Genomic DNA, 25425 nt, shown 5'->3' on the forward strand with positions numbered 1-25425 from the left:
TCAAACCGAAAAGCTAGTAACACAATAATTATGCCTTTTTTACCCCTCAAAACCTTGATACACAAAGCTTTGAGGGGCATTCGTTTACCTAGCAACTGTCGAACTCGGGTTTAAAAAGGCGGCTCTAAACTCCGTCTCGGTCGATTGTGCGGAAAAAATCGTAAGAATCAGCCGAGAGAAAGCCTATCACGGTCGATTGTGCGGAAAAAATCGTAAGAATCAACCGAGAGAGAGCTTATCACGGTCGATTGTGCGGAAAAAATCGTAAGAATCAGCCGAGAGAAAGCTTATCACGGTCGATTGTGCGGAAAAAATCGTAAGAATCAGCCGAGAGAGCGCTTATCACGGTCGATTGCAGGAAAAAATGCGTAAGAATGAACCGAGAGAGCGCCTGTCACGGTTGATTGTGCGGAAAAAAGCGTTAGAATCAGCCGAGAGAGCACTCATCACGGTCGATTGTGCGGAAAAAAGCGCGAGAATCAGCCGAGAGAAAGCTTATCACGGTCGATTGTGCGGAAAAAAGCGTGAGAATCAGCCGAGAGAAAGCTTATCACGGTCGATTGTGCGGAAAAAAGCGCGAGAATCAGCCGAGAGAGCGCTTATCACGGTCGATTGTGCGGAAAAATCGTAAGAATCAACCGAGAGACCACTCATTATGGCCGATATCCGAAAAAAGAATTAAACAGACCAGATGGTCGCATCCCTTGTTAAGACACAGGACAAAAATATATTATCATAAGCTAATATAAAACGATGGAAGGAACATAAGAATGGGGCAAAAGGTTCTTGTTTTTGGGGATATTGGCATTGATGATACGTTGGCGATAATTTATTCATATCTGTCGGATGAAATTGATTTGGCTGGCGTTGTTGCCGATTATGGCAACATACCAAGGAAAAATGCGGTTCGCACCATTCAATATATAACAGATTTATTTCCTACGAGTGAATCCCAGTCATTGCAAATCTTTGCCGGTGCTGAAATTCCGATGACGGCTGAAATTCCGACATATGTTACCGAGATTCACGGGCCGTTTGGGCTTGGCCCGATCATTCCGCCGCTTGAGACGGAAGAAGTATTTAATGAAAATTTTTATGATGTAGTTTCGTTAATCAGGGAAAATTTAGATGATCTTGTAATTGTAAATATCGGCCGTCTCACTTCATTGGCGACGTTGTTTATTTTATACGGGGATTTGATGAAGCAGGTAAAAGCTTATTACATTATGGGCGGTGCTTTTTGGGTGCCCGGGAATGTCACTGCCGTTGCCGAAGCAAATTTCCACGGTGACCCGGTTGCAGCACAAATTGTTTTAACGTATGCTGAAAATGTTACGATTATCCCGCTGAATGTTACCCAGCAGGCCATTGCCACACCGGAGATGGTCGATTATATCGATACCGTTGGAAAAGTTCCGCTTGTAAAAACGTTATTAGATTATTATTTTGATTTTTATAAGAAAAGAGACCCGTCCATTCAGGGAAGTCCGCTTCATGATGTTCTCACTTTAATGGCGATCAGTCATGAAGATATGTTCACCTTTAACGAACTTCCGGTCCACGTAGTTCAAGCACCCGAGGGGACAGAAAGGGGCCAAAGTATTGCGGATATAAGACCTTTTGGGAGTTTAGAGGAAGAAACTGAAAAAGAAATTAAAACCCATCGCATTGCCTTTGATCTGGATTATCCGAAATTTTTCCGGAATTTTATGACGACGATGTCCGGTGTCCGATTTTAAGCGAAACAAAAGATTTGGGTTAATCGTATAACAGATAGATGCAGAATAATAAAGGGGGAAGGACTTTGCAGCCAAAAATTGATATTGAAAAGCCGGTATTTCTAAAATATTTTGACCTTGTTGCCGTAACTATATTTTTGCTTCAGCTCGGATACGTCATTTCCATGTGGGCGTCCCTTCCCAATAAAATTCCGGCCCATTACAATGTTTTTGGAGAAGTGGACGCTTGGGGCGCAAAACCGATGCTTCTTATTTTTCCGTTAATCGGCATTATTATGTGGCCGATTCTCCATGCGTTGGAGAAAAATCCCCACTTACATAATTACGTTGGTCTTACGGAAGAGAACCGGGAGCGGCTATATAAAAATTCCATGATGATGATGAACGTTCTAAAAAATGAGATACTTATTATTTTCAGTCTGTACAATGTAATGAATGTTTATATCTCCAAAAACAATCTCACTGTTAGTCCTTTAGGAGAATGGGATTTTATCATCTTTATTGTCGTCATCTTAGGAACCCTCGGCTTCTTCGTTTGGCGTTCCTTTAAGCTGAGATAAAAGGGAGAGTGGACATGTGTCGCTGTTCGAGACAATCAAAAATCGGCGTTCCATCCACGTCTTTAAAAATGAAGAAGTGGATGAAAATATATTGCGCAATATTTTTACGTATGCCTCTTATGCGCCGTCCCATTATATGAAGGAATCATGGAATATAAAGCTATATCAGAAAAAGGGGAAAGTTGCATTTGTCCGGGAAATATTAAACAGCTACGTGCGAATCGGTATGATTCCTAAAGATGGACAACCAAAAACGGAGAAAATGATGGCATCCATAAAAAAGTTTTTGGAGGACATTCCCCATCACGCTTTAATTTATTTCGAAAAACCGGAAGACCCAATCCGGTATGAAGAGGAATATGCTTCCATTTGCGCTTTTATTCAAAATGCCCAGCTGGCAGCATGGGAGTACGGTGTCGGCATGTTATGGACGATAACCCCGTATATGCATGACGCAAAATTTTACGAGGCGGTTGGACTAAATGCGGATAAGCATAAAATTGCCGCCGTAATGCAAATCGGCTATCCGAAAAAAATTCCTCGGGCAAAGCCGAGGACGCCGATTGCCGAAAAATTACATATTATAGATGAACCATTTTAAAAAACAGCTGGCAACAGTCTGACCAGCTGTTTTTAATTAAAGATGCTGCTCCATCCATTTTAAGATGGAGGAAAACACTTCTTTCCGATTTATTTCGTGCAGTAACTCGTGCCTTGCTTTTTCGTAAAGAAGGACGGTAATATGCCGAAAACCAAGACTTTCGTAAAGTTCCGCGCTTTTCCAAACGCCTCGGCCGTAGTTGCCGACAGGATCATGGTCCCCGCTGATGAAAAGCAGCGGCAAATCTTTATGAACTGCTCTGTTGGCATTTTTATTTTGCATTTGCTCAATTCCGGTGAATAAATCAACAAAGAAACGTGCCGTCGGGATGTAGCCGGATAATGGATCTTCCACATATTTTTGCACTTCTCTGTCGTCCCGGGAAAGCCAGTCAAAAGCCGTTTTCGGGTAGGAAATTTTCCGGTTATATCCCCCGAATGCTAGTTTGTTCATTAGCGGTGAAGCTTTCTTTTGCTCCAGCCGGAGGGCGATTTGTTTTCCAAAAGCTGTTAAATGGTAAGGAAAGTATCCCGTTCCCGACAAAATTACTCCGTCTATTTCCTCACTATGCTGCTGCATGTAGCATCTTGCCAGAAATGAACCCATACTATGGCCGAATAGAAATAATGGGGTATCAGGATAATCATTTTTCATTTGCTTTGTGATTTGGTAAAGATCTTTTGCAGCTTTTAAAAATCCGTCCCTTTCCGAAAAGTAGCCTAACAATCCCTGTTTTAAGCCGGATTCACCGTGTCCCCGATGGTCATTGCCGTATACGAATATACCTTGTTCCACAAGAAATTGAGCAAACTCGTCATATCTTTGAATATGTTCCGCCATCCCATGCGCTATTTGCACTAACGCTTTCGGCTTTTTATCGGAAAAGAATTTTTTCGTGAAAATGGGTGTACCGTCAGCTTCCGATTGAATCCAAAAAGTTTCCTCCATACACGATGTTCCTTTCTGTTTCTGTTACTTTCATCATATTCCTTTCGCAGGACCCCATTCAAGTTTGAAGTGAGATTTCCATCGAACCAAAGGTGTTATCCCGGAAGGAAGAAACTATTGCGCGCATACATTGCTTTATGCTAAAGTAGGTATGAGTGATTTGTCGGTAATGTAGGAGGTGTCTTGGGCACATGGCTGGATTAGTCAACGTACTATTAATCATTGATGCAATTATTTTAATTACGCTGATCCTATTGCAGTCCGGAAAAAGTGCAGGTTTGTCCGGTGCCATTTCCGGAGGAGCGGAACAGTTATTTGGAAAGCAAAAAGCACGGGGAATGGATTTAGTATTGCATCGTTCCACCGTTGTTGCAGGTATCATTTTCTTTGTATTGGCATTCATAAGCGGATATTTAGTATAAACATAAGACCCTTGTCACCCGGCCGTGATAAGGGTTTCCTTATTTTATTTGAATGTAGTACAATTGCTTATTGCGGGTATAGTAATAGTATAAGGAGACAGAAAGATGAAGATAGTACAACCAAAACCATTTACCTTTGAAGCAGGAAAAAGAGCAGTATTATTATTACACGGGTTTACCGGCCATTCGGCGGATGTACGGATGCTCGGCAGGTTTCTTGAAAAGAAAGGCTATACATCCCATGCGCCGATTTATCGCGGCCACGGTGTTCCTCCGGAAGAGCTGGTAAAAACGAACCCGAGCCAGTATTGGGAAGATGTGCAAAAGGCGTATCAGCATTTGCTTGACTTGGGCTATGAGGAGATTGCCGTTGCCGGGCTTTCCTTAGGCGGCGTTCTCGGGCTGCGGCTCGCTTACTCCACGAAAGTGAAGGCAGTCATTCCAATGTGTGCGCCGATGTTTTTCGATAATCAGTTCCAATTATCGAAAGGGTTCCGGAAGTTTGCGAAAGAATATAAACAGCTGGAAGGAAAAGACGAGGCGGCCATTGAAAGAGAAGTTGAAGAACTGATGGAAGAATCGAAGCCATTATTCCAGGCATTAGGGGAAACGATTACCGACGTCAAAGAAAACGTCGATACGATTTATTGCCCGACTTTTGTTGTGCAAGCCCGGAACGATGAAATGATCAATACGGATAGTGCCAACTATATTTACGAACAAGTCGAAGCCGATTTGAAAGAAATCAAATGGTACGAAAACTCCTCCCATGTCATTACATTGGATCAGGAAAAAGAGCAGCTCTATGAAGATATTTATCAGTTTTTAGAAAAACTGGATTGGAAAGAATAAATAAGAGAAATTATAACTAGAAAGAAGGTGAAGAAATGAAAGAACGGGTTTTGACATTTTTTAAAGAATCCGGGACGAAACCGTTAAGCGTCCACGAAATTGAAGAGGCGCTTGGCATAAATAATGCGGTAGAATTTAAAGAGCTTGTCGTCGCGTTAAACGAACTGGAATATGCCGGGGAACTCGTCATGACACGGAAAAATCGCTACGGCCTGCCGGAAAAGATGAATCTCGTCCGGGGCCGGATTCAGATGCATCAAAAAGGTTTTGCCTTTTTGCTTCCCGATGATGAGGGAATTGGCGATGTGTACATACATTTTTCCGATTTAAACTCGGCGATGAATAACGACAAAGTGTTAGTCCGGATTGAAAAGGGAGATATCGGCGACAACCGTCCTGAAGGAAAAGTAATCCGCATTTTGGAACGGGCGGTGACCGAAGTTGTCGGCACTTATGAAGACAGCCGCTCCTTCGGTTTTGTCATTGCCGACGATAAGCGAATTCCGAATGATATTTTCATTCCGAAGGGTAAAACGAATGGTGCAGTTGACGGCCATAAAGTAATCGTCCGCATTACGAAGTATCCTGAGGGAAGAAAAAGTGCTGAGGGAGAAATTATCCAAATTCTCGGCCATAAAAATGACCCGGGCATCGATATTTTGTCGATTATTTACAAACATGGCATCCCGATTGAATTTCCGGAAGAAGTGCTGGAACAGGCAGCCAATACGCCGGATACGATTACGGAAAAGGATTTAGAAGGGCGCCGTGATCTCAGAAATGAGATGATTGTTACGATTGACGGGGCCGATGCGAAAGATTTGGACGATGCGGTCAGCGTCAAACGATTGGATAACGGCAATTACAAGCTTGGCGTATATATTGCGGATGTCAGCTATTATGTGAAGGAAAATAGCCCGATTGACAAAGAGGCGCTCGAGCGGGGGACGAGTGTTTATCTCGTCGACCGGGTCATTCCGATGATACCCCACCGGCTGTCCAATGGGATATGCTCCTTAAATCCTCAAGTGGACCGGCTGACGTTAAGCTGTGAAATGGAGATTAACGATAAAGGTCAAGTAGTAAGCCATGAAATCTTTCCGGCAGTGATCCGGACGACGGAGCGGATGACCTATTCTGATGTAAATAAAATACTCGTTGACAAGGACGAAGAATTAAGGAATAGGTATGAGCCTCTCGTTCCGATGTTCGAAATGATGGAAGAGCTGGCCAGCATTTTAAGGAAGAAACGGATGAGCCGTGGTGCCATCGATTTTGATTTTAAAGAAGCAAAAGTAATAGTCGACGAAGAAGGAAAGGCCATTGATGTCGTCATTCGGGAACGGTCGGTAGCGGAGCGGCTGATTGAAGAGTTTATGCTGGCCGCCAATGAAACGATTGCCGAACATTTCCACTGGCTCGATGTGCCGTTTATTCACCGGATTCACGAAGACCCGGACGAGGCGAAACTGCAAACATTTTTTGAATTTTTGGCCGGACTCGGCATTTCGGTGAAGGGGACTGCAAACGAAGTCCATCCGCAGGCATTGCAAAAAGTGCTGGATGATATTCAGGGAGAACCGGAGGAAATGGTCGTTTCCAAACTCATGCTCCGATCGATGAAACAGGCAAAATACGATCCGATAAGCGTCGGCCACTTTGGCTTGGCGACGGAATTTTACACTCATTTTACTTCCCCGATCCGCCGTTATCCGGATTTAATCGTTCATCGTCTCATTCGCACTTATTTAATCGAAAAGAAAATGGACGCAAAAACGATTTCCCACTGGAAGGAACGCCTGCCGGAAATTGCGAGACACGCTTCCATGATGGAACGCCGTGCCGTCGATGCAGAAAGGGATACGGACGACCTGAAGAAAGCCGAATTTATGCAAGATAAAATCGGTGAAGAATTTACCGGAATTATTAGCTCAGTAACAAACTTCGGCATGTTTGTCGAACTGGAAAACACCGTAGAAGGGTTAATCCACGTCAGTTTCCTGACCGATGATTATTACCGCTATGATGAACAGCATCAAGTTCTTATCGGGGAGCGGACGGCCAACGTGTTCCGGGTCGGGGATGAAGTGCGGGTGCGGGTTGCCGGCGTCAATATGGATGAATTTACGATCGATTTCGAGCTTGTCGGCATCGAATCGAGAAAACAGCGTCGGAACAATACGAACGAAAGAAAAAGCGAGCCGAAGAAAAAGAAGAAAAAGAAAAAATAGAATCATTACAAATCCAGGGCATTCAAGAAGCCGGCCAAGCTGCTTTTTGGAGGCTCTTTTTATTTCTGCATTATCTTCCATATGTATTTTTTCATTTCGCTGCAAGATGACTGCCAAATGGTCCTTTTGCCTATTTTCAGCGGGAGCGGTCATCCCTGACCTTTTTTCGAAATAAATTGCGATTCCGGGAATGAATAAATAAAGCCAAATCATCTCTTTCCTTTTTTTCATTAAGCATTCTCACGGAGAGATGGATACGAACAAACTGGGATGCCAAACTAATAAAAATAAGCAAAACGAAAAGTTGCACTAAGTAAAATTTATTGTTGACACCAAAGAAAGAGGCGCATATACTACTAATTAAAAGAGATCCTTTGCATTGCACAACTTATTTCTTGCATACATATAGTTACTGGGCGAATAATCGTTTCTTCTCGGAAGGAGTAACATCAATGAGTGTTCTTTCACTGGCATTTTTGCTGACATTTTTGGCCGGATTGGCTACGGGAATCGGGAGTCTGTTAGCTTTTTTTGCGAAAACGACGAATACGAAGTTTCTATCTTTTTCCCTCGGTTTGTCTGCCGGGGTCATGATTTACGTGTCAATGATTGATATTTTTTTTAAGGCGAAGGATGCTTTAACGGATGCATTAGGGGAAACGGAAGGGTATTGGGTAACAGTACTCGGTTTCTTTGCCGGCATGGTGCTCATCGCCCTGATCGATAATTTGATTCCAAAATATTCGAACCCCCACGAAGTGAAAAAAGTAGAAGATATGGATAAACCAAAATCTGCAGTAAATGACCCGGATTTAATGAAAATGGGGGTGTTCACCGCACTGGCCATCGGGATTCATAACTTTCCCGAGGGAATTGCCACCTTTGTTTCTACGCTGCAGGATCCGGCCATCGGGGTCGCTATCGCCATTGCGGTTGCCATTCATAATATCCCGGAAGGAATTGCGGTGTCCGTTCCAGTCTACTATGCAACGGGAAGCAAAAAGAAAGCATTCCGGCTTTCCTTTTTATCCGGATTGTCCGAACCCATCGGTGCCATTGTTGCTTACTTAATTTTAATGCCGTTTTTGAATGACATGGTTTTTGGCATCATTTTCTCCATGGTTGCTGGAATTATGATATTTATCTCCATTGACGAATTGATTCCAGCCGCAAAGAAATACGATGAAACCCATTTGTCCATTTACGGAATTATGACGGGAATGGCGGTTATGGCCCTTAGTCTTCTTCTTATCAGTTAATCCGTTGGAATGAATGGAAATTTTTGATAGAATAGTAACGATGGAAACAGTAGGAGGAAGGCTTATGCCAAAAGGACAGGGAAAGGTCATTGCCCAAAATAAAAAAGCACATCATGATTATTTTATTGAAGAAACGTACGAAGCAGGGATTGTGTTAAAAGGTACGGAGATTAAGTCAATTCGCAACGGGCGAGTGAACTTGAAAGATGCTCATGCCCGTATTGACAAAAATGGCGAAGTGCAGCTCGTCAATATGCATATTGCCGAATACACCCAGGGGAACCGCTTTAACCATGACCCGACGAGAACGCGGAAACTGCTCCTACACCGGAAGGAAATCGATAAGCTTATCGGGTTAATTCAGCAGCAAGGGTACACCCTCGTGCCGCTAAAGCTGTATATAAAAAACGGGTTTGCCAAAGTGCTGTTAGGTCTCGGAAAAGGGAAAAAGAAATATGATAAACGGGAAGACTTGAAGAAAAAACAAATGAAGCGGGATATCGACCGGGCATTAAAGGAGCAGTACCGGTAAAGGCTGGCAGAAAGCTCAGTCAAAGCTGGCCAGCTTGTGTTTGGCAATATTTGCCAGCTCTTGATTTCCGCTTCATATCTGTTATAATAAACATACAAGCTCATAATTGTTTATCTGAGCGTTTCTCATGCATGGGGACGTTTTGGATTCGACAGGGATAGATCGAGCTTGAGCTGCGCGTCGAGGTTACGTCTCGTAAAACGTTAACGCCTAAATATAACTGGCAAAGCTAACAATCAACCTGCTTTAGCTGCTGCGTAAGCGCACCTAAAGCGATCCTTCCTGACATCGCCCGTGTGTCAGCCTGAAGGGTCTCACATGGAGCGGGCTTTGACAATCTTCCGCCGTCTGAGGAAGGTTGTTGAAACAAATCAGACTAGCTATCTGGAAGCCTGTTGGTAGGCTGAAGGAATAGCGAAGGATAATATACCAACTACACGCGTAGACGCTTAAGTGGCGATATCTCTGGACGTGGGTTCGACTCCCACCGTCTCCACCAATACATATGTTGGTGGTAAAAATTTTTTATATTGACTACAACAACTAGACTAGTCGTAATGACTAGTCTTTTTTAGTTGCCCATGATTCATATCAACTGTATTCCTAAATATACCGCCATAATCCAAATAATCAGGGCAGAAAAACGATTCATGCGTTTCAGCAATTTTCCGCCTTGATCAATTTGGCCAATCTTTTTCCCGGCAAATGCAATCGAGAAGAACCATAGCCAGGAAATTAGAATACAGGCTGCCGTAAACATTAGCTTATCGTGCCCGGTATAAATTAATGAGCTTGTTCCGATGACGCCGATTGTGTCCAAAATCGCATGGGGATTCAGCAAGGAAACGGAAGCGGCAAAGAGTACTTGCCTCTTCGCAGTAAAAGAATTGGATACTTCGTTAAGACTTACTTCACTAGCATCTCTCCACATAAGCCAGCCCATGTAAACGAGGAAAAGAAAGCCGACCAAAAACAGAAAGGTGCGCAGCCACGAAAAACTTAATATGATAATGGATACACCGGCGACAGCCAATAAAATAAGCAACGTATCACAAACACTTGCGGTAATGATGGCAGGAAATGCGCGGATGAATTTTTTATGTACAGCTCCTTGATTAAATATAAAAACATTTTGTACGCCTAAAGGCAAGATTAAGCCAAATGCAAGCACAACTCCATGGATAAAAACTTCCAACACGAATCCCTCCCGTTATTATATAGAATAGGAAAGAAAACATAATTTGTCTCCAACCAATTGGACGGAAATTGAACCAACCATTTGCTAACATAATACGAGAGATAGTGGAGGTCGGTGCAACGTGGATTGGAAACCGGATAGATCTTCTTCCATTCCTTTGCATGTACAAATCACGGAATATGTAAAAAGGAAAATTTTGTATGGAGAATGGACAGTTGGTACGAAGCTGCCTTCGCAACGAGCATTAGCGGAGCAGTTCAGCGTCAATCGGAGCACCGTTGTTACGGCACTGCAGGAGCTGGCAGCGGATGGATTTATTGAATCAAAAGTGGGAAGCGGCACGATGGTCGCGAATAATACGTGGAGTCTTCTTGCTTCCGCACCCCCTCCGGATTGGATTAGTTATGTCCGTTCCGGCATACACGAGCTGAATTTAACGGTTATTCAAAAAATTAACGAGGCAGAAGCAGACCCGAATATGATTCGCTTAAGTACAGGTGAACTTTCCCCGGAATTAATGCCAAAGGAGCAAGTAATCGAGAACTTGCTCCGTGATAAAAAGAAAAATCTTTCATTAAATTATGAAGAGCCGAAGGGAAATCGAGAACTGCGGGAAACGATTAGTCAATATTTGAAAGGAAAAGGGATTGAAGCTGGACCTTCATCCATCTTAATCGTTTCAGGAGCGCTGCAGGCATTGCAATTAATTTCCGTCGGTCTGCTGAAACGGGGCTCCATCATCCTTCACGAAACACCATCCTATTTAAACTCAGTCCATGTGTTTCAGTCGGCTGGGATGAATTTAATGGGTATCCCGATGGATGAGGAAGGGATAAAAATTCAAGCTATTAGCCGGTTAAAACGCCAGCACCGTGCGGCATTGCTTTATACAATCCCATCCTTCCATAATCCGACAGGGACATTAATGACTGCTGAAAGAAGAAAGCAATTATTAAACATCTGCATGAAAGAATCCCTTCCGATGATTGAAGATGATGTTTACGGCGAGCTCTGGCTCGATGCTCCTCCGCCAAAACCGATGAAAGCTGATGACAGTCAGGGAGTTGTTTTATACATTGGCAGTGTTTCGAAATCTTTAAGTCCGGGTCTTAGGATTGGCTGGGTTGTCGGCCCGGAACCGGTAATTGAACGTCTCGCGGATATTAAAATGCAAACCGACTACGGTTCCAGTTCTGTTTCCCAATGGATTATCAATCAATGGATTAAAGGCGGTCACTACGAGGAATATTTGCAGCGTGTAAGAGCCGAGCTGAAATACAGACGGGATTTTATGGTCCATCTGTTAAACCGATACTTCTCCCAGCTTGCCGTTTGGAAAATTCCGCCCGGAGGGTTTTATATTTGGCTCAAACTAAAAACCGGCAGTTCGGTTAGAAAATTATTCGATATCGCCCTCCGGGAAGGCATATTAATAAATCCGGGAAGTATTTATGATAGCGATTGCCAAGAGTATATTCGGCTATCCTACGCTTATGCGTCTTTGGAGGAACTGGATAAAGGGCTAAAAATATTATCTGAACTCATTCAGAGATTGAAGTAGCTTATTTAGAAAAGAGTCCGGTGAACGGGGAATGTAGTTGTAATTTATCGTACGGTAAGGTTTTACCCTAATAAAAGAGGAGCAAAAATTTTTTATGAAAGAAAAACAAAGCATGAAAATAATTAAAACAATTGCTTTGGTAACGGCATTAAGCCTGCTGGGCGATTCCATGCTGTATATCGTTCTTCCGTTATATTGGGAACAGGCAGGCTTGGATGCTTTATGGCAAGTAGGGGTACTGCTTTCGATTAACCGTTTTGTCCGCCTGCCTGCTGCACCAATTGTTGGATGGCTATACCATCGGATTTCATTAAGAACAGGTCTTTTCATTGCCACCTTATTAGGCGGATTATCTACTTTAGGATACGGATTATTCCATGGATTTATTGCTTGGCTCATTTTAAGATGTCTATGGGGAATCGCCTGGTCCTTCTTTAGAATTGGCGGGTTGACTAGTATTTCTTTTTATTCGGATGAAAATGAGGTTGGAAAAGCGATGGGCACGTATAACGGGCTTTTCCGGCTCGGAAGTTTATTTGGCATGCTTCTTGGCGGAATATTTGTGCCTGTTATCGGACTGAAGCTGACAGCAATGATTTTTGGAATATTATCCCTGCTGGGTTTGCCGCTCATTTTGTATGCTTTTGAACGGAAAAAAGCCAAGCCGGCAGATAAAAAAGTTTCAACGAAAGTAAAAATATTTTCCTTACGTGAAATCAGGAATAAACAGAAAATCGTGCTGATCTATGCAAGCGGTTTTTTCATCACCTTTCTGATACAAGGAGTGTTGACCTCTACATTAAGCTCCGTCATTGATTATCATTATGGAGAGATTGTAAAGGTATTCCATTTTATCTTAAGCGCTGCCCTGTTATCAGGGATTATACAATCGTGCAGATGGGTCTGGGAACCATTTTTAGCAAGGCGAATCGGAATTTGGTCTGATGGAAAAATAGGAAGGATTCCGCTTTTTGTATTTTTCTTGGCTGCCACAGGGATGCTGTATGGCATGGTATTATATGACTCTTCTGTCATCCTGTGGATCATCATTACGTTACTTGTTATGGTTGGAACGACTGCCATTACAACTTTAATCGATTCGATTGCGATTGAATATTTAAAGTCATCGGCTGTAACATTTATTACATTGTACACAGTTATTCAAGATGTTGGCGCAGCGGCAGGCCCTTTTATCGGTTATATGGTAATCGAATTGGAAGCAGGATTTTTGTATTTATACTTAGGCGGAGCCGGGATATTTATCATATTAGCTTTCTGTTGGCTGCTGCTTTATCTAAAAGACAATAAGTCTAAACTAGGTAAGCTCACACTAAAAGGGAACATTATAACTTTATGTAAATGAAGGAGATTTTTATGGCTAAAAAAACAATTTACTTTTTATGTACAGGCAATTCTTGCCGGAGCCAAATGGCGGAAGGCTGGGCAAAGAAGCTTCTTGGGGAGGAATGGGAAGTTCGCAGTGCCGGAATTGAAGCCCACGGCTTAAATCCTAAAGCGGTGAAAGCAATGAAGGAAGTAGGAATCGATATTTCGAATCAGAAGTCGGAAACGATCGATCAGGAAATTTTAAATCATGCTGCGATGGTCGTTACGTTATGCGGGGATGCTGCCGAACGCTGTCCCGTAACACCTCCCCATGTCCGAAGAGAACATTGGGGATTTCCGGATCCGGCAAAAGCAGTAGGGTCAGAAGAGGAAATATGGGCGGTTTTCCAGCGGGTTCGGGATGAAATCGGCGAACGGATTAAAAAATTTGCGACAGACATGGGAATAAATACGGAAAGGAAAGAGCCCTTTCTGCCAAAGCAAAAAGGGGAACATCTCCGATAGAATGTGGAAGCTTAGCAGAAAAAAGCACATGTAAACTGCCTTAATAAAAAATCCATCCATCAAAGGATGGATTTTTTTCTTAATAACTGCTATGCAAAGTTCCATTCACTTTTTCTTCAATTCCGCCAAATCTTCTTTTTCGCTTTCGGTATTCCTCAAGAGCACATAGAAATTCTTTCTCAGAGAAATCGGGCCAAAGTACATTGGTAAACCAAAATTCGGTATATGCCAGCTGCCAAAGCAAGAAATTGCTCAACCGTTTTTCTCCGCCAGTGCGGATAAGAAGATCTGGTTCAGGCAAACCGGATGTATATAAGTATTGTGAAAACTGCTCTTCATTTATTTCCTCGTTTGCTAATTTTCCGTTGTTTATATCCTCCAGTATTTTTTGGATAGCGTGGATTACCTCATGTCTGCCTCCGTAATTTAAGGCAAAATTTAAAAGAAGACCGTCATTATTCTTTGTTTTGTCCATTGCATATTGCAAAGCATCACGGGTATAGGACGGGAGCTGCTCCAGATCCCCAATAGCCTGAATCCGTACGTTATTCGCGATCAGCTCCGGCAAATACACATTTAGAAATTCCTCTGGCAGTTTTAAAATAAATTCTACCTCAGACTTGGGACGTTTCCAGTTTTCCGTCGAAAAAGTATAAAGCGTTAAAATTTTTACCTTGTACTTCACAGCTGCTTTTACAGCTTTCACAACTGCAGACACGCCCTCCTTATGTCCGATAAACCTCGGCATTCCGCGCTTCTTTGCCCATCGCCCATTTCCGTCCATAATAATTGCTACATGCTTTGGGTTTTGTTCTTCTGAAGAACGGAAGGGTTTTGTTAAATTGTGTTTATTTAAAATCGAGATTTTCATCATCCATCATCCTTTTACAGTCAAAATGGTCCCCTGGCTCACAGGAGGACATTAGTAAAAAAATTATATTTTTAAAAACAGTTTACCATGTCATTTATCGTTTATCAATAAATATTTTATATTTTAGGATATTTTTTTATTGTATCTTGGTGTAGAAGCGGCTTCATATGCGTTGGCTTTGAAGGGATAAATGTTATTTATCATTTATGAATTTTTTGATTTTTAGGAAGGATTTTTTAGAATGAAATAGAATAGGAGTACTAAGGAGGGAGAAGAAATGAGTCAAGAAGCAAAAGTACTGGATAAGAAAAAGTATCCGCAACAGCCTCATGGAGGAAAGCTCGTTAATCGTGTTCTGACAGGAAAAGAACTGGAAGAAGCGATGGAAAGAGCAAAACAGCTTCCGAAGATTATGGTCGATTTGGAAGCCGTTATCACGCTTGAGATGATTGCAACCGGGGTTTTATCTCCAAATGAAGGCTTCATGAACGAAGCAGACTACAAATCAGTTCTTACGAAGGGAAGATTAAGCGATGGGACAATTTGGCCTGTTCCATTAAGTTTTGCGCCGATTGGCGACCGCAATAAGGAAATCATTCAAACATTATCCGTTGGCGATGAAGTAGCACTGGTTGATCATACGACGGAACCGGTTGCTTTGCTCAAGCTGGAGGATATTTTCCATTATGACAGGGAATTTCGTGCATCCCACTTGTTCGGAACGACGGACCGCAACCATCCGGGAGTAGATGCCATTTATCGCCGCATGGGAGATACTGCCCTGGCAGGTCCGATTCAATTGCTCCGCCGCGTTCATTGGGGACCGTTTGAAGAACTGCGGATGGAACCGAAAGATACGTGGAAACTCTTTTATGAAGAGAAGAAGTTTAAGTCTGTCGGAGGATTTATTACCGGAGCAAATCCGCTGCATCGAGGACATGAATATATCCACCGCAACGCGCTGGAGGAGCTGGACGGGTTATTTGTTCAACCGCTCGTAGAAATGGCAAAAAGAGAATATACGCGGCACGAGTTCCGCATGTTATCTTACCGGAGCGTGCTGGATACATATTATCCGAAGGAAAGGACGATTCTGGCACCGCTTAGAGTAACTTACATTTTTGCCGGACCACGAGAAGCGGTACTGCATGCTTTGATTATGAAAAACTACGGTTGCACCCATGCCCTTATTGGCCGGGACCATGCAGGAATTGGGGACTTTTATGATAAATATGCAAGCCATACCGTTTTTGACGAATATACGCCGGAAGAATTAGGGATTGATATTCGATTGTTCCATGAAGTATTTTATTGTACCCGCTGCCATACGCAAGCGACGGAACAAACATGCCCGCATGATGAAAAGTATCGGATCAACATTTCCGGTACGGGCATTCGGGAATTGCTGCGGTACGGTGTGCTTCCGCCGAAGGAAATCGTCCGGCCGGAATCTGCCCGGATTGCCATGCAAGGAGTACAGCCAAAAGGGGTGGACGAAAACAATCAGGCAATCTCCCCTGTCGGCAAGACAATCAAGAGCATTTTCCCTTATTACTTAACGCGAAAAGGAATCGGCGGACCGGAGCGGGAAACACCGCTTAACGTGGAAGAGCTGACGATTGAAGATTTAGAGTATGCGATTAAAGATGTTCGGGAAAACGCCGACCGAATTTACAAAGAAATCTTTAATGAATTCAGTTATGTATCCGATACGCTCCGTACGACCCAGCCGGATTGGGTAGCGGCAGCCCGGGAACAAATTCAAAAACAGCAGCAAATGGTAATTGCGAACTTGGAGGAAAAAGTGGATAAAGCTCCAGAAGAAGCATCGGATGAATTTATGTATCAAGATCGGGCAGAGGCAGAGCGCGAATTGGAAGTAGCACGCAAAATTTCCGAAGATATTCCTTCCCCGCTACGGAAAGAAGATTTGGAATACCGTGTCTGGAACCCGCTTCCATACCGACGCTACCGGGGCAGTGATGAAGAGTAATGTAAAAAAGCACCTGCGAATGGATTTCGCAGGTTTTTTTTGGAAAATAACAACATGCGACAGATTATTTTTGCACTGGCTTCTATAGTCCGATAAAAGAGGAGAATTCAATCATTTCTTCTCTTAGAATGTTTCTATGGACCGTTTGAGGATGAAGAACTGATTAAAACTGCTTATATAAAGAAGCTAATGCCCAATTGAGGATGGAATCTTGATAAAAACGGCTCATAGAGAACTTCTATGGGACGTTTGAAGATAAAATTCCGATTAAAACAGCTTTTTGAGGGCATCTAAAGCCCATTTGAGAATGGAAAACCGATTAAAACGGCTTATAGAGGGCATCTAAAACCCATTTGAGAATGGAAAACCGATTAAAACGGCTTATAGAGGGCATCTAAAGCCCATTTGAGAATGGAAAACTGATAAAAACGGCTTATAGAGGGCATCTAAAACCCATTTGAGAATGGAAAACCGATTAAAACGGCTTATAGAGGGCATCTAAAGCCCATTTGAGAATGAAAAATCGATTAAAAGTGTTTATAAAGAACATCTAAAGCCCATTTGAGAATGGAAAACTGATAAAAACGGCTTATAAAGAGCATCTAAAGCCCATTTGAGGAAGAAAAACCGATAAAAACTGCCTATAGAATGGTTCTAAATACAACAGAATAAGGAATGTTGAGTAAACGAGACAATGGAAAAGTTAAAACGTTGAATTAAGGACGCTTCTCCCAAGGTTCCAGCTGTCCTACGGTTAAAATTTTCTTTCGATGGCGTATTGCATCAATTACCCCAACTGAAATTTCTTTATGGCTTAGCCACCTGGAAAATTCACCTTCCAAGACAAACCCTAATTGAACTTGATAATAGTTACACCCTTCAGGCGCAGGAAATCCTTTCTTGATTTTCTCTAGATTGGAACTGCTTCCTAATACGTGGAACAAATCCCAATCATTTTGATGTTCGGTGATCTCATTTACTATTACATTCAACGCATTCGGTGCATTGGAATGGATCCAGGCAATCGCCAAATCAATAGGGCCATGTTTTTCAATGGCAGCACGCACTTTTGCTTGTAATGCATCATCTTTTTTATAATCAACAAGGAGCGGTGTGATGTTGTGTTTGTTATTTGTCCTTTCCAGCAAGCTGTTCATCCGAGCGGGATTTCTTGCAATAATGGAAACTTGATACCCTTGATTTACAAGCCATATGGAAACATCGGCCAGCATTCCTGTCCCGCCGACAACTAAAGCATGTTTCATTGCGAACACCTCTATTTTTCTTATTATTTAATCATTAGGAGGTCATCTTGTAAATATGCTCTCATTGTTCATTTGGCAGTCTGATTGAACCATCAGCTCCCACCAGATAATCCGATCCCGGACAAAAAATATTTCGTCATTCCCCTGGAACTCCAAGAGCATTCCCCGGAAATCTGCTTAGAAAAAAGGATATAATTTGTCTCAGTAATACCTATTTTCAAAATGAATTTCCAGCTCTTCTATTAGAGATGTTCAAGTTTAGCAAGACTATAAATTATTTTAATAATAGGAAATTGACGGATTGTTTCTCATATGAAAAGATGAAAGCAAATTACAGAACTTTTGCAACTGACAAAAGGGGTTGAGATGATGGCGGATTGGGAAAAAATCAATGAGGAAGGTTTACTGGCTCCTACGATGGCAAAGGATTTTCCGAACTTGCCTGTCATAAAATCAGAAGGTTTTTTTTATATCGGAACTGACGGGAAAAAATATTTGGATTTTACCTCTGGAATTGCAACAGAAAATACGGGGCACCGGCATCCAAAGGTAATTAAAGCGATAAAAGACCAAGCCGATGAACTGATTCACGGGCCGATTGGCATTATTAATTATAAATCGATTCTGGAATTGGCGAAGAAACTGACGACAATCCTTCCGAAACCGTTAGATTGTTTCTTCTTTGGAAACAGCGGCGCGGAAGCTATTGAAGGGGCGGTCAAATTAGCCAGACATACGACGAAAAGGCCATATGTAGTTTCATTTATCGGCGGATTTCATGGCAGAACGATGGGAGCGTTAAGTTTGACCGCATCCAAAAGCAAATACCGGAAATATCTTCCCGTTGGCGGAAATATGACATATCATTTGCCTTATGCAAATGTAAAGGAAACACCAAAGGGGGCTGACCCGGACGTTTATTGGACGGAACAAGCGGAAAAGGATTTTGCCCGGCTGTTTAATCATCAAGTTTCTCCGGAAGAAGTGGCAGCAGTTATTTTAGAACCGGTACTTGGCGAAGGGGGATATGTTATTCCGCCAAAGGGATGGCTGAAGAAAATCCGGGAAATTTGCGATCGTCATGGCATTCTACTGATTTTCGATGAGGTGCAGACCGGTTTTGGGAGAACAGGGGACTGGTTTGCCGCTAGCCGGTTTGGGGTTACGCCGGATATTATGGCGATCGCGAAAGGAATAGCTAGCGGATTGCCCCTCAGTGCAACCGTAGCATCCAAGGAATTGATGGCGAAATGGGAAGTTGGCAGCCATAGTACAACTTTCGGCGGAAACCCGGTAGCTTGCGCTGCAGCATGTGCAACCATTGATGTCCTCCAGGAAGAAGGAATGATTGAAAATGCGAGAGCAATGGGGGACTACGCGCTGGAAAAACTGCAGAAAATGAAAGAAAACCACCCAGCCGTTGGAGATGTAAGAGGCATCGGTTTAATGATCGGCATTGAAATCGTAGATCCGAAAACAGGACAGCCAAGCGGCGACGGCTTAATGAAAGTATTGGAAAAAGCATTGGAAAAAGGTGTTATCCTTTACTTAAGCGGAAACCAGGGGGAAGTCATTCGGATGATGCCGCCGTTAAACATTGATAAGGAACATCTCGATTTAGGAATTTCCTTGTTAGAAGAAGCGATAACAGAATACGAACAAGAATAAAAATAATCCCAACTACTTATTGCCTGGTAGTTGGGATTTTTACATTATACTAACTTAATGTTGGCCATGTTTGCTGCAAAATTTGGGTAAAGGTTTCAATGTTCGGTTCCTGCGAGCGCTCTTTTAAATGAATCGCATACGTATTAATCGGATCATCGATTTGCTGGAGAATCGAAATCTTGCCGTTTTTTATTTCATCTTGAATAATATTTCCTCCCAAGATGGCATACCCTGTATCGTTTAATACTGCCTGCTTAATTGCTTCATCTGTTCCGCAAATAATCGTGGATTTTGGTTTTATCTTCGTTTTATGGAAAAATTTTTCAATAATGTGATAGAAACTGCAATCTTCGTCATAAGAGATGAAAGGAAAATGATACAATATTTCCTGCAGATTTTTCCCTCTTGTCAATTGCGATGAGGCTACTAAAAAGGTTTGTTCTTTTTCAAGATAATATTTCTTCACTTTCGCCTCCCTTATTTCCCCTGCAACAATCGCAATATCAGCAACGGCATTTTTTACGCTGCGTATCCCGTGGGCGCTGTTTAGCGGAAGGAGACTAATATTAACATTCGGGTATAACATTTTATATTCCTGAATGACGGGGTGAAGATGGTGAGTCCAATAATATTCGGAAGCAGCGATGGTGAGCAGACCGCCCGGCTGACTATAAGCTTCCATATCGCTTTCGATTTCTTCCATAAGTTCAAATAAACGGTCCACGTGGGTTTTTAGTCTTTTCCCCGCTGCAGTCAGAACATTTTTATTGCCGACTCTAGTAATCAATGTTACATTTAGTTCTTTTTCCAATGACTGCAGTTGCAGAGAAATGGTCGGCTGGGTATATTTTAGCCGTTTTGCCGCTTTCGTCATATTCAGTTCTTCAGCAACTACCTGAAACGTTCTCAATTGCCTTAATTCCATTCCTTCACCCTCTGCTCAAATCTTTTAGACTATTATAAATGATAGTTCGGTATACGGCTATAGGGGTATAAGCAAAAAAATAGACAGGAAAATTAGAGGAGATGATTGAAGTATGATGCAAACGAAAGAATTCAATAAAAGACTTCTAGATCAGTGACATGCTCACTGATCTAGAAGATTCATTAAATAATTACCTTTTTTCCGGATGGTTCGAGAATTTTTTCCCCAAATAAGGAACCCATTAATGTTGCTGCCACATCGGCTGTTTTATTTTTTTCATCAAGAATTGGATTCACTTCCACAAATTCTGCTGAAGTAATAAGATTGGACTCGGCAAGCATTTCCATCGCCAAATGGCTTTCCCGATAGGTTACCCCGCCGATAACCGGTGTTCCTACTCCCGGACATTCCGTTGGGTCAAGGGCATCCAGATCGAGGGACAAGTGAACCCCATCTTTATCTTTTAAATATTCGATTGTTTCCTCGATTACCCGTGCCATTCCTAATCGGTCAATTTCATGCATGGAGTAAACTTTCAAACCTAATTTTTTTATCAGTACTTTTTCGCCCTGATCCAAATCCCGGACACCAATCATCACAACGTTTTCCGGCTTCACTTTCGGCGCAAAGCCGGCAATATTGGTCAGCAGCTCATGCCCGAAACCCATGCTGCTGGCCAGGGGCATCCCATGAATATTCCCGGAAGGTGAAGTTTCTGGTACGTTCAAATCACCGTGGGCATCGTACCAGATGACTCCCAGGTTTTGATAATTCTGAGAAATTCCGGCAAGAGTTCCTATGGAAATGCTGTGATCCCCGCCAAATACTAAAGGGAATTCGTTATTTTTTACAATTTCGTCTACTTTGCTTGCCAAAGCTTCGTTCGTCTTTACGATGGCATGGAGATTGTTTAAATTTTGTTCTGAAGAAGTATTATTTTTTTCCTCTGAAATGGCAATATTTCCAAGGTCCTGAACCGTGTAGCCAAGCCGTTGTAAGCGCTCTACAATTCCCGCATAGCGAATAGCGCTTGGACCCATATCCACCCCGCGGCGGGATTGCCCTAAGTCCATCGGTACACCTAAAATGGATATTTTCTTCTCCATCACAGTTCCCCCTCTCTTTATCTACGAATATTGTAGCCTTATGTATCGACATGCATCAACTAAGCAAAAAAGCTTATATATATGCAAAAAAATGCGAAATAATCGCTTTCAAAGTGCTGAATTTCTTCCATTGGAAAATTTATAAATGTTGTATTTTCAAAGAAAAATATTGGGAAAGGTCTGCTATTAAATTTTTTAATAATTGCATATTGACTTAGTTTTTGAATTATGGGAAAATTTATCCACTATTATTTATGTGGAGGTAGTCAAAAGGAGGAGTATTCATTGAGTGTGAACCCAAAGCAGGATGCAGTGTCGAAAGATTATCAGTTTACGAGAAAGGAATTTTTAAAATTCCTTTTGCCTTCATTGTTCGGGGTATTTATTTTCCTTTTTCCCATCATCGAAGACGGATCCTTCAATATACCGCTGGGGATTATTACAGAATTTTTTATTGATGCGCTTACCAGCATATTGCCAAGCGTGATTACGATTTTCATGGTTTTCTCCACTATAGTGACGATTATAGCAAAATTGGCAAAGCCGAAGTTTATTCAGCAGTCTGAATTTTTATCTTCCACCTTTGATGTATCGATTTTCTGGACAATTGTACGAATCTTGGGTGCCGTTTTTGCGGTAATGACATTTTATCAGGCTGGAGTTAATTTTGTTTACTCAGAAGTCACCGGCCAGGTCATGTTTGGGCTATTAACCAGCTTAATTATGTGGTTTCTTGTCGCATCCTATTTGATGCCATATTTAATTAATTTTGGCGCGATGGAATTTGTCGGTACGCTTTTGCGGAAGGTGATCAAACCATTATTTACGCTGCCGGGACGCTCGGCAATCGACTTGTTGGCGTCATGGGTAGGAAATGTAAACGTCGGTGTGGTCATAACGAGAGAGCAGTATCAAGATGGTTTTTATACCGGGAGAGAAGCAGCGGCAATCGCAACATGTTTTTCTACGGTATCTCTCCCGTTCTGTCTTGTCATAGCCGGTGTGCTCGGAGTCGATCACATGTTTCCGGTATTTTACTTAACGATTGTCATTGCCGGAATTGTCTGTGCCGTCATTATTCCGAGAATTCCGCCGGTTTCAAGAATTCCTGACACCTACTATAAAGAAAGCAATATTCAGGAAGATATTCCTAAAGACATGTCCCCTCTCCGTTGGGGAACCTACCAGGCGGTGCAACGGGCAAAACAGGCCGGAAACTTGCAGGCCCAATTAAAACAAGGTACAGAAATATTTCTGGGAATTGTCTTCGTATTGCTGCCGCAAGTAATGGCAATCGGTACGGTTGCATTGATCATTGCAGAATTTACGCCGTTTTTCCAGTGGATTTCCCAGCCGATGGTTCCGCTGCTCCAATTATTGCAGCTTCCGGAAGCTCAAAGTGCGGCGCCGGCAACCATTATTGGTTTTATCGACATGTTCCTGCCAGCAGTATTGGCGTCGGGTATTGAAGCAGAAATTACTAGATTTTTCGTAGGTGCTCTTTCCTTAATCCAAATCATTTATTTAACGGAAATGGGAACACTTCTGCTAATTTCGAAAATACCGATAAAACTATGGCATTTGCTCGTAATCTTTATTGAACGGACATTAATTTCCATTCCGATTATCGCTCTTATTGCCCATATCATCTATTAAAATTTAACAGCAAAGGATGATCTTCATGTATATTAAAAAATTGATTGCTGCCCTCGGTGAGTCGAAGGTCAGCCAGAATGAAACGGTGTTATTTCACCATAGTAAAGATGAGTCGATTCACCCGCCGGCATATCCGGATGTTGTCTGTTTTCCCGAGTCCCGGAAAGATGTGGAAGACATTTTGGCGATTGCATCGGAATATAACATTCCAGTAACCCCCTTTGGAGCAGGTACTGGATTGGAAGGACAGGCTATTCCTATTCATAAAGGAATCACAATCAGTTTTGAAAAGATGAACAAAGTAGTTGAATATTCACCGGAAGATATGCGCATTGTTGTTCAGCCGGGAATAACCCGGACTGCTTTAAATCAAAGGGTCAACCGGGATGGGTTATTTTTCCCGATTGACCCTGGTGCAGATGCAACGATCGGCGGAATGGTGGCGACAAATGCGAGCGGAACAACGGCGGTTCGCTATGGATCGATGCGGGATCAAATTCTCGATTTGGAAGTGGTGCTGGCGGACGGAACGGTAATTCATACCGGAACCAATGCGAAAAAGTCTTCCTCCGGCTATCATTTGACAGGGCTGTTTACAGGTTCAGAAGGAACACTTGGTTTAATTACACAAGTAACATTAAAGCTCCACGGCATTCCCGAGTATTCGATGATGGCAAGGTGTACTTTCGAATCGCTGGAAGATTGTATTGGGGCAGTACAAACATTGCTCCTGAGCGGCATTCCTTTTATGCGCATAGAATTAATCGATTCTGTCAGCATTGAAATGATGAATCAGCAAAGCGGACATTCCTTTCCGGTAAAACATTCGATTTTTATGGAATTTGCCGGATTTAAGAGGGCGGTAGAAGAAGAAGTAAAACTTGCTTCTGAAATATTGCTAGATTTTCATGCCTCGGATTGGGCAGTTGCAAGGAGCGAAAAGGAAAAAAGTGAAGTATGGAAAGCGAGACATGAATTATCCTATGCGTTCCAGCACTTGGACGGATTGGAAGAAATCGGCGGTGACGTTTGCGTTCCAATTTCCCGTTTGCCGGAGCTTGTTACGTTTGCCCGGGAACGCATCGATCAAAGCGGGCTGAAAGGCGCCATTTGGGGGCATGTCGGCGACGGAAACTTCCATACGAGTATCATTTACAATCCAAATATCGAGAGAGAAAGAAATGCAGCGATGGAAACAAATGATGCGATTGTGCATTTGGCGATAGAGGCGGGCGGCACCTGTACCGGCGAGCATGGAGTCGGACTGGGCAAGAAAAAGTTCCAGCAGAAAGAGCATGGCGCTGCCTTAGATGTAATGAAGCGGATGAAACAATTTTATGATCCAAAAGGAATATTAAATCCGGGGAAAATATTGGATTAAATATGCGTTAAAAATTGTTGCCCTGTTCATATTGCAATTTTACGATTATGCTGTATACTAAAAAGTAAGCAAAAACTAAATATTTAAATTATTTTGGTTCAATTACTGTTTCAGTAATTGATTAAAAAGGAATCAGGTGAAAATCCTGAACGGTCCGGCCACTGTGATGGGATGTTTGCTCCATGATGCCACTGGTGAAAGCTGGGAAGGCGGAGCAAATGGATGCCCTAAGTCAGGAGACTTGCCAAAATAATGTGTGCACATCAACCTTCCGGGAAAGGGGGATGCATGACTTTGGTATTGTATGAATTCATGTGTAAACTCTCATCCTGATGAAGGAGAGAGTTTTTTTAATTGGCTTTGACTGTTTAGCTTTACAATGAAGTAAGCTTCCCTAAATAAAAAAATTACAAGGATGTAATAACCATTTCCGGTTACAACGGCGTAGCCGGATAAATAAGGAGTTAGTTACAAAGATGTAGCTGCATTCTTATTCTATTAGTTACAATGGAGTAACTTTATTGATCTTACATTTCGATTCGGCCTAGCAAAATATTTTTGCTAGGCTATTCTTATTTATAATGTGAGATCTAAATACTTTGCTCGCTCTCGTATTTTGGCAATAGAAAAGACCTTTCAGCGCGAATTATATAATAAATGACAAGATATTTATTTAAATATTTAACATAAACAAAAAATTCAATAAACGAGTTGCGTGAAACCGCTTTTAGATATATAATATGTACAACAGAATAAGCACAATGGCGTGCTTAATTCATTGGAAATGAAAATATGAATCTAAAGCA

21 protein-coding genes, 1 other RNA gene and 1 riboswitch are annotated in these 25425 nt (G+C 42.3%); of the genes, 16 read left to right on the plus strand and 6 right to left on the minus strand.

From position 1 onward, the window contains the following. The first annotated feature begins 770 nt into the window (after positions 1-770). From IEV18_RS06535 to IEV18_RS06545, 3 genes are all read left to right on the plus strand, one after another. Entirely contained in the window at positions 771-1739 is a 969-nt protein-coding gene (locus IEV18_RS06535; RefSeq protein WP_188391587.1) for a nucleoside hydrolase, read from the plus strand. A 65-nt stretch (positions 1740-1804) separates the two neighbouring features. Continuing rightward, positions 1805-2299: a DUF1648 domain-containing protein gene (locus IEV18_RS06540; protein WP_188391588.1), complete on the plus strand. Its 495-nt coding sequence runs from the start codon at positions 1805-1807 to the stop codon at positions 2297-2299. Between the two features lie 16 nt (positions 2300-2315). Continuing rightward, the gene (locus tag IEV18_RS06545; RefSeq protein ID WP_188391589.1) at positions 2316-2900 is read left to right on the plus strand and encodes a nitroreductase family protein; all 585 of its coding nucleotides are present in this window, start codon (positions 2316-2318) and stop codon (positions 2898-2900) included. Between the two features lie 36 nt (positions 2901-2936). Here the strand turns inward: IEV18_RS06545 and IEV18_RS06550 are convergent, their stop codons facing one another. Then, positions 2937-3848, minus strand: a complete 912-nt coding sequence (locus tag IEV18_RS06550) for an alpha/beta hydrolase (RefSeq protein WP_188391590.1) — start codon at positions 3846-3848, stop codon at positions 2937-2939. 191 nt (positions 3849-4039) lie between these two features. Here IEV18_RS06550 and secG point away from each other — a divergent pair, with 191 nt between their 5' ends. The 6 genes from secG (at position 4040) to ssrA (ending at position 9643) form a co-directional block, all read left to right on the plus strand. Beyond that, a complete protein-coding gene (gene secG, locus IEV18_RS06555) occupies positions 4040-4270 on the plus strand; it encodes a preprotein translocase subunit SecG (protein ID WP_188391591.1) in 231 nt (76 codons plus the stop codon). 105 nt (positions 4271-4375) lie between these two features. Continuing rightward, positions 4376-5122 (plus strand): alpha/beta hydrolase, encoded by a 747-nt coding sequence (locus IEV18_RS06560; protein ID WP_188391592.1) that lies wholly within the window; start codon positions 4376-4378, stop codon positions 5120-5122. A 35-nt stretch (positions 5123-5157) separates the two neighbouring features. Beyond that, positions 5158-7353, plus strand: coding sequence for a ribonuclease R (gene rnr, locus IEV18_RS06565; protein ID WP_188391593.1), 2196 nt, complete (start codon positions 5158-5160; stop codon positions 7351-7353). A 452-nt stretch (positions 7354-7805) separates the two neighbouring features. Then, positions 7806-8612 carry a zinc transporter ZupT gene (zupT, locus tag IEV18_RS06570; protein WP_188391594.1) on the plus strand — a complete coding sequence of 269 codons (807 nt, stop codon included), beginning with the start codon at positions 7806-7808 and terminating at the stop codon, positions 8610-8612. 64 nt (positions 8613-8676) lie between these two features. Further along, positions 8677-9144, plus strand: a complete 468-nt coding sequence (smpB, locus tag IEV18_RS06575) for an SsrA-binding protein SmpB (RefSeq protein WP_188391595.1) — start codon at positions 8677-8679, stop codon at positions 9142-9144. Positions 9145-9277: 133 nt separating this feature from the next. Beyond that, positions 9278-9643: a transfer-messenger RNA gene (ssrA, locus tag IEV18_RS06580) on the plus strand. A gap of 87 nt (positions 9644-9730) precedes the next feature. Here ssrA and IEV18_RS06585 read toward each other — a convergent pair. Further along, a complete protein-coding gene (locus tag IEV18_RS06585) occupies positions 9731-10339 on the minus strand; it encodes a LysE/ArgO family amino acid transporter (RefSeq protein ID WP_188391596.1) in 609 nt (202 codons plus the stop codon). A 124-nt stretch (positions 10340-10463) separates the two neighbouring features. On the opposite strand from IEV18_RS06585, the gene pdxR reads away from it, so the two are divergent. The 3 genes from pdxR (at position 10464) to arsC (ending at position 13754) form a co-directional block, all read left to right on the plus strand. Further along, positions 10464-11903 (plus strand): MocR-like pyridoxine biosynthesis transcription factor PdxR, encoded by a 1440-nt coding sequence (gene pdxR / locus IEV18_RS06590; RefSeq protein ID WP_188391597.1) that lies wholly within the window; start codon positions 10464-10466, stop codon positions 11901-11903. 94 nt (positions 11904-11997) lie between these two features. Next, complete coding sequence (locus IEV18_RS06595) at positions 11998-13266, plus strand: MFS transporter (RefSeq protein WP_188391598.1); 1269 nt, start codon at positions 11998-12000, stop codon at positions 13264-13266. An 11-nt stretch (positions 13267-13277) separates the two neighbouring features. Next, the gene (arsC, locus tag IEV18_RS06600; protein ID WP_188391599.1) at positions 13278-13754 is read left to right on the plus strand and encodes an arsenate reductase (thioredoxin); all 477 of its coding nucleotides are present in this window, start codon (positions 13278-13280) and stop codon (positions 13752-13754) included. Between the two features lie 79 nt (positions 13755-13833). On the opposite strand, the gene uppS is transcribed toward arsC, so the two are convergent. After that, positions 13834-14625, minus strand: coding sequence for an undecaprenyl pyrophosphate synthase (gene uppS, locus IEV18_RS06605; protein ID WP_188391600.1), 792 nt, complete (start codon positions 14623-14625; stop codon positions 13834-13836). Between the two features lie 277 nt (positions 14626-14902). Between uppS and IEV18_RS06610 the strand changes: the two genes are divergently transcribed. Then, on the plus strand, positions 14903-16618 hold the full coding sequence (locus IEV18_RS06610; protein ID WP_188391601.1) for a sulfate adenylyltransferase: 1716 nt from the start codon (positions 14903-14905) through the stop codon (positions 16616-16618). Between the two features lie 716 nt (positions 16619-17334). Here the strand turns inward: IEV18_RS06610 and IEV18_RS06615 are convergent. Further along, complete coding sequence (locus IEV18_RS06615) at positions 17335-17883, minus strand: short-chain dehydrogenase (RefSeq protein WP_188391602.1); 549 nt, start codon at positions 17881-17883, stop codon at positions 17335-17337. A gap of 366 nt (positions 17884-18249) precedes the next feature. Here IEV18_RS06615 and IEV18_RS06620 point away from each other — a divergent pair, with 366 nt between their 5' ends. Then, a complete protein-coding gene (locus IEV18_RS06620) occupies positions 18250-19551 on the plus strand; it encodes an aspartate aminotransferase family protein (RefSeq protein WP_188391603.1) in 1302 nt (433 codons plus the stop codon). 49 nt (positions 19552-19600) lie between these two features. Here the strand turns inward: IEV18_RS06620 and IEV18_RS06625 are convergent, their stop codons facing one another. Together IEV18_RS06625 and rocF are read right to left on the minus strand one after the other, a co-directional pair. Then, positions 19601-20476 (minus strand): LysR family transcriptional regulator, encoded by an 876-nt coding sequence (locus tag IEV18_RS06625; RefSeq protein WP_188391604.1) that lies wholly within the window; start codon positions 20474-20476, stop codon positions 19601-19603. A 182-nt stretch (positions 20477-20658) separates the two neighbouring features. Beyond that, on the minus strand, positions 20659-21582 hold the full coding sequence (rocF, locus tag IEV18_RS06630; RefSeq protein ID WP_188391605.1) for an arginase: 924 nt from the start codon (positions 21580-21582) through the stop codon (positions 20659-20661). 291 nt (positions 21583-21873) lie between these two features. On the opposite strand from rocF, the gene IEV18_RS06635 reads away from it, so the two are divergent. Beyond that, positions 21874-23238 (plus strand): YjiH family protein, encoded by a 1365-nt coding sequence (locus tag IEV18_RS06635; RefSeq protein WP_229733573.1) that lies wholly within the window; start codon positions 21874-21876, stop codon positions 23236-23238. A gap of 25 nt (positions 23239-23263) precedes the next feature. Beyond that, complete coding sequence (locus IEV18_RS06640; protein WP_188391607.1) at positions 23264-24619, plus strand: FAD-binding oxidoreductase; 1356 nt, start codon at positions 23264-23266, stop codon at positions 24617-24619. A 77-nt stretch (positions 24620-24696) separates the two neighbouring features. Then, a riboswitch (cobalamin riboswitch) is annotated at positions 24697-24882 on the plus strand. The last annotated feature ends 543 nt before the right edge of the window (positions 24883-25425 follow it).

Source organism: Compostibacillus humi, from assembly GCF_014637175.1.
Lineage (GTDB): Bacteria > Bacillota > Bacilli > Bacillales > Amphibacillaceae > Oceanobacillus > Oceanobacillus humi.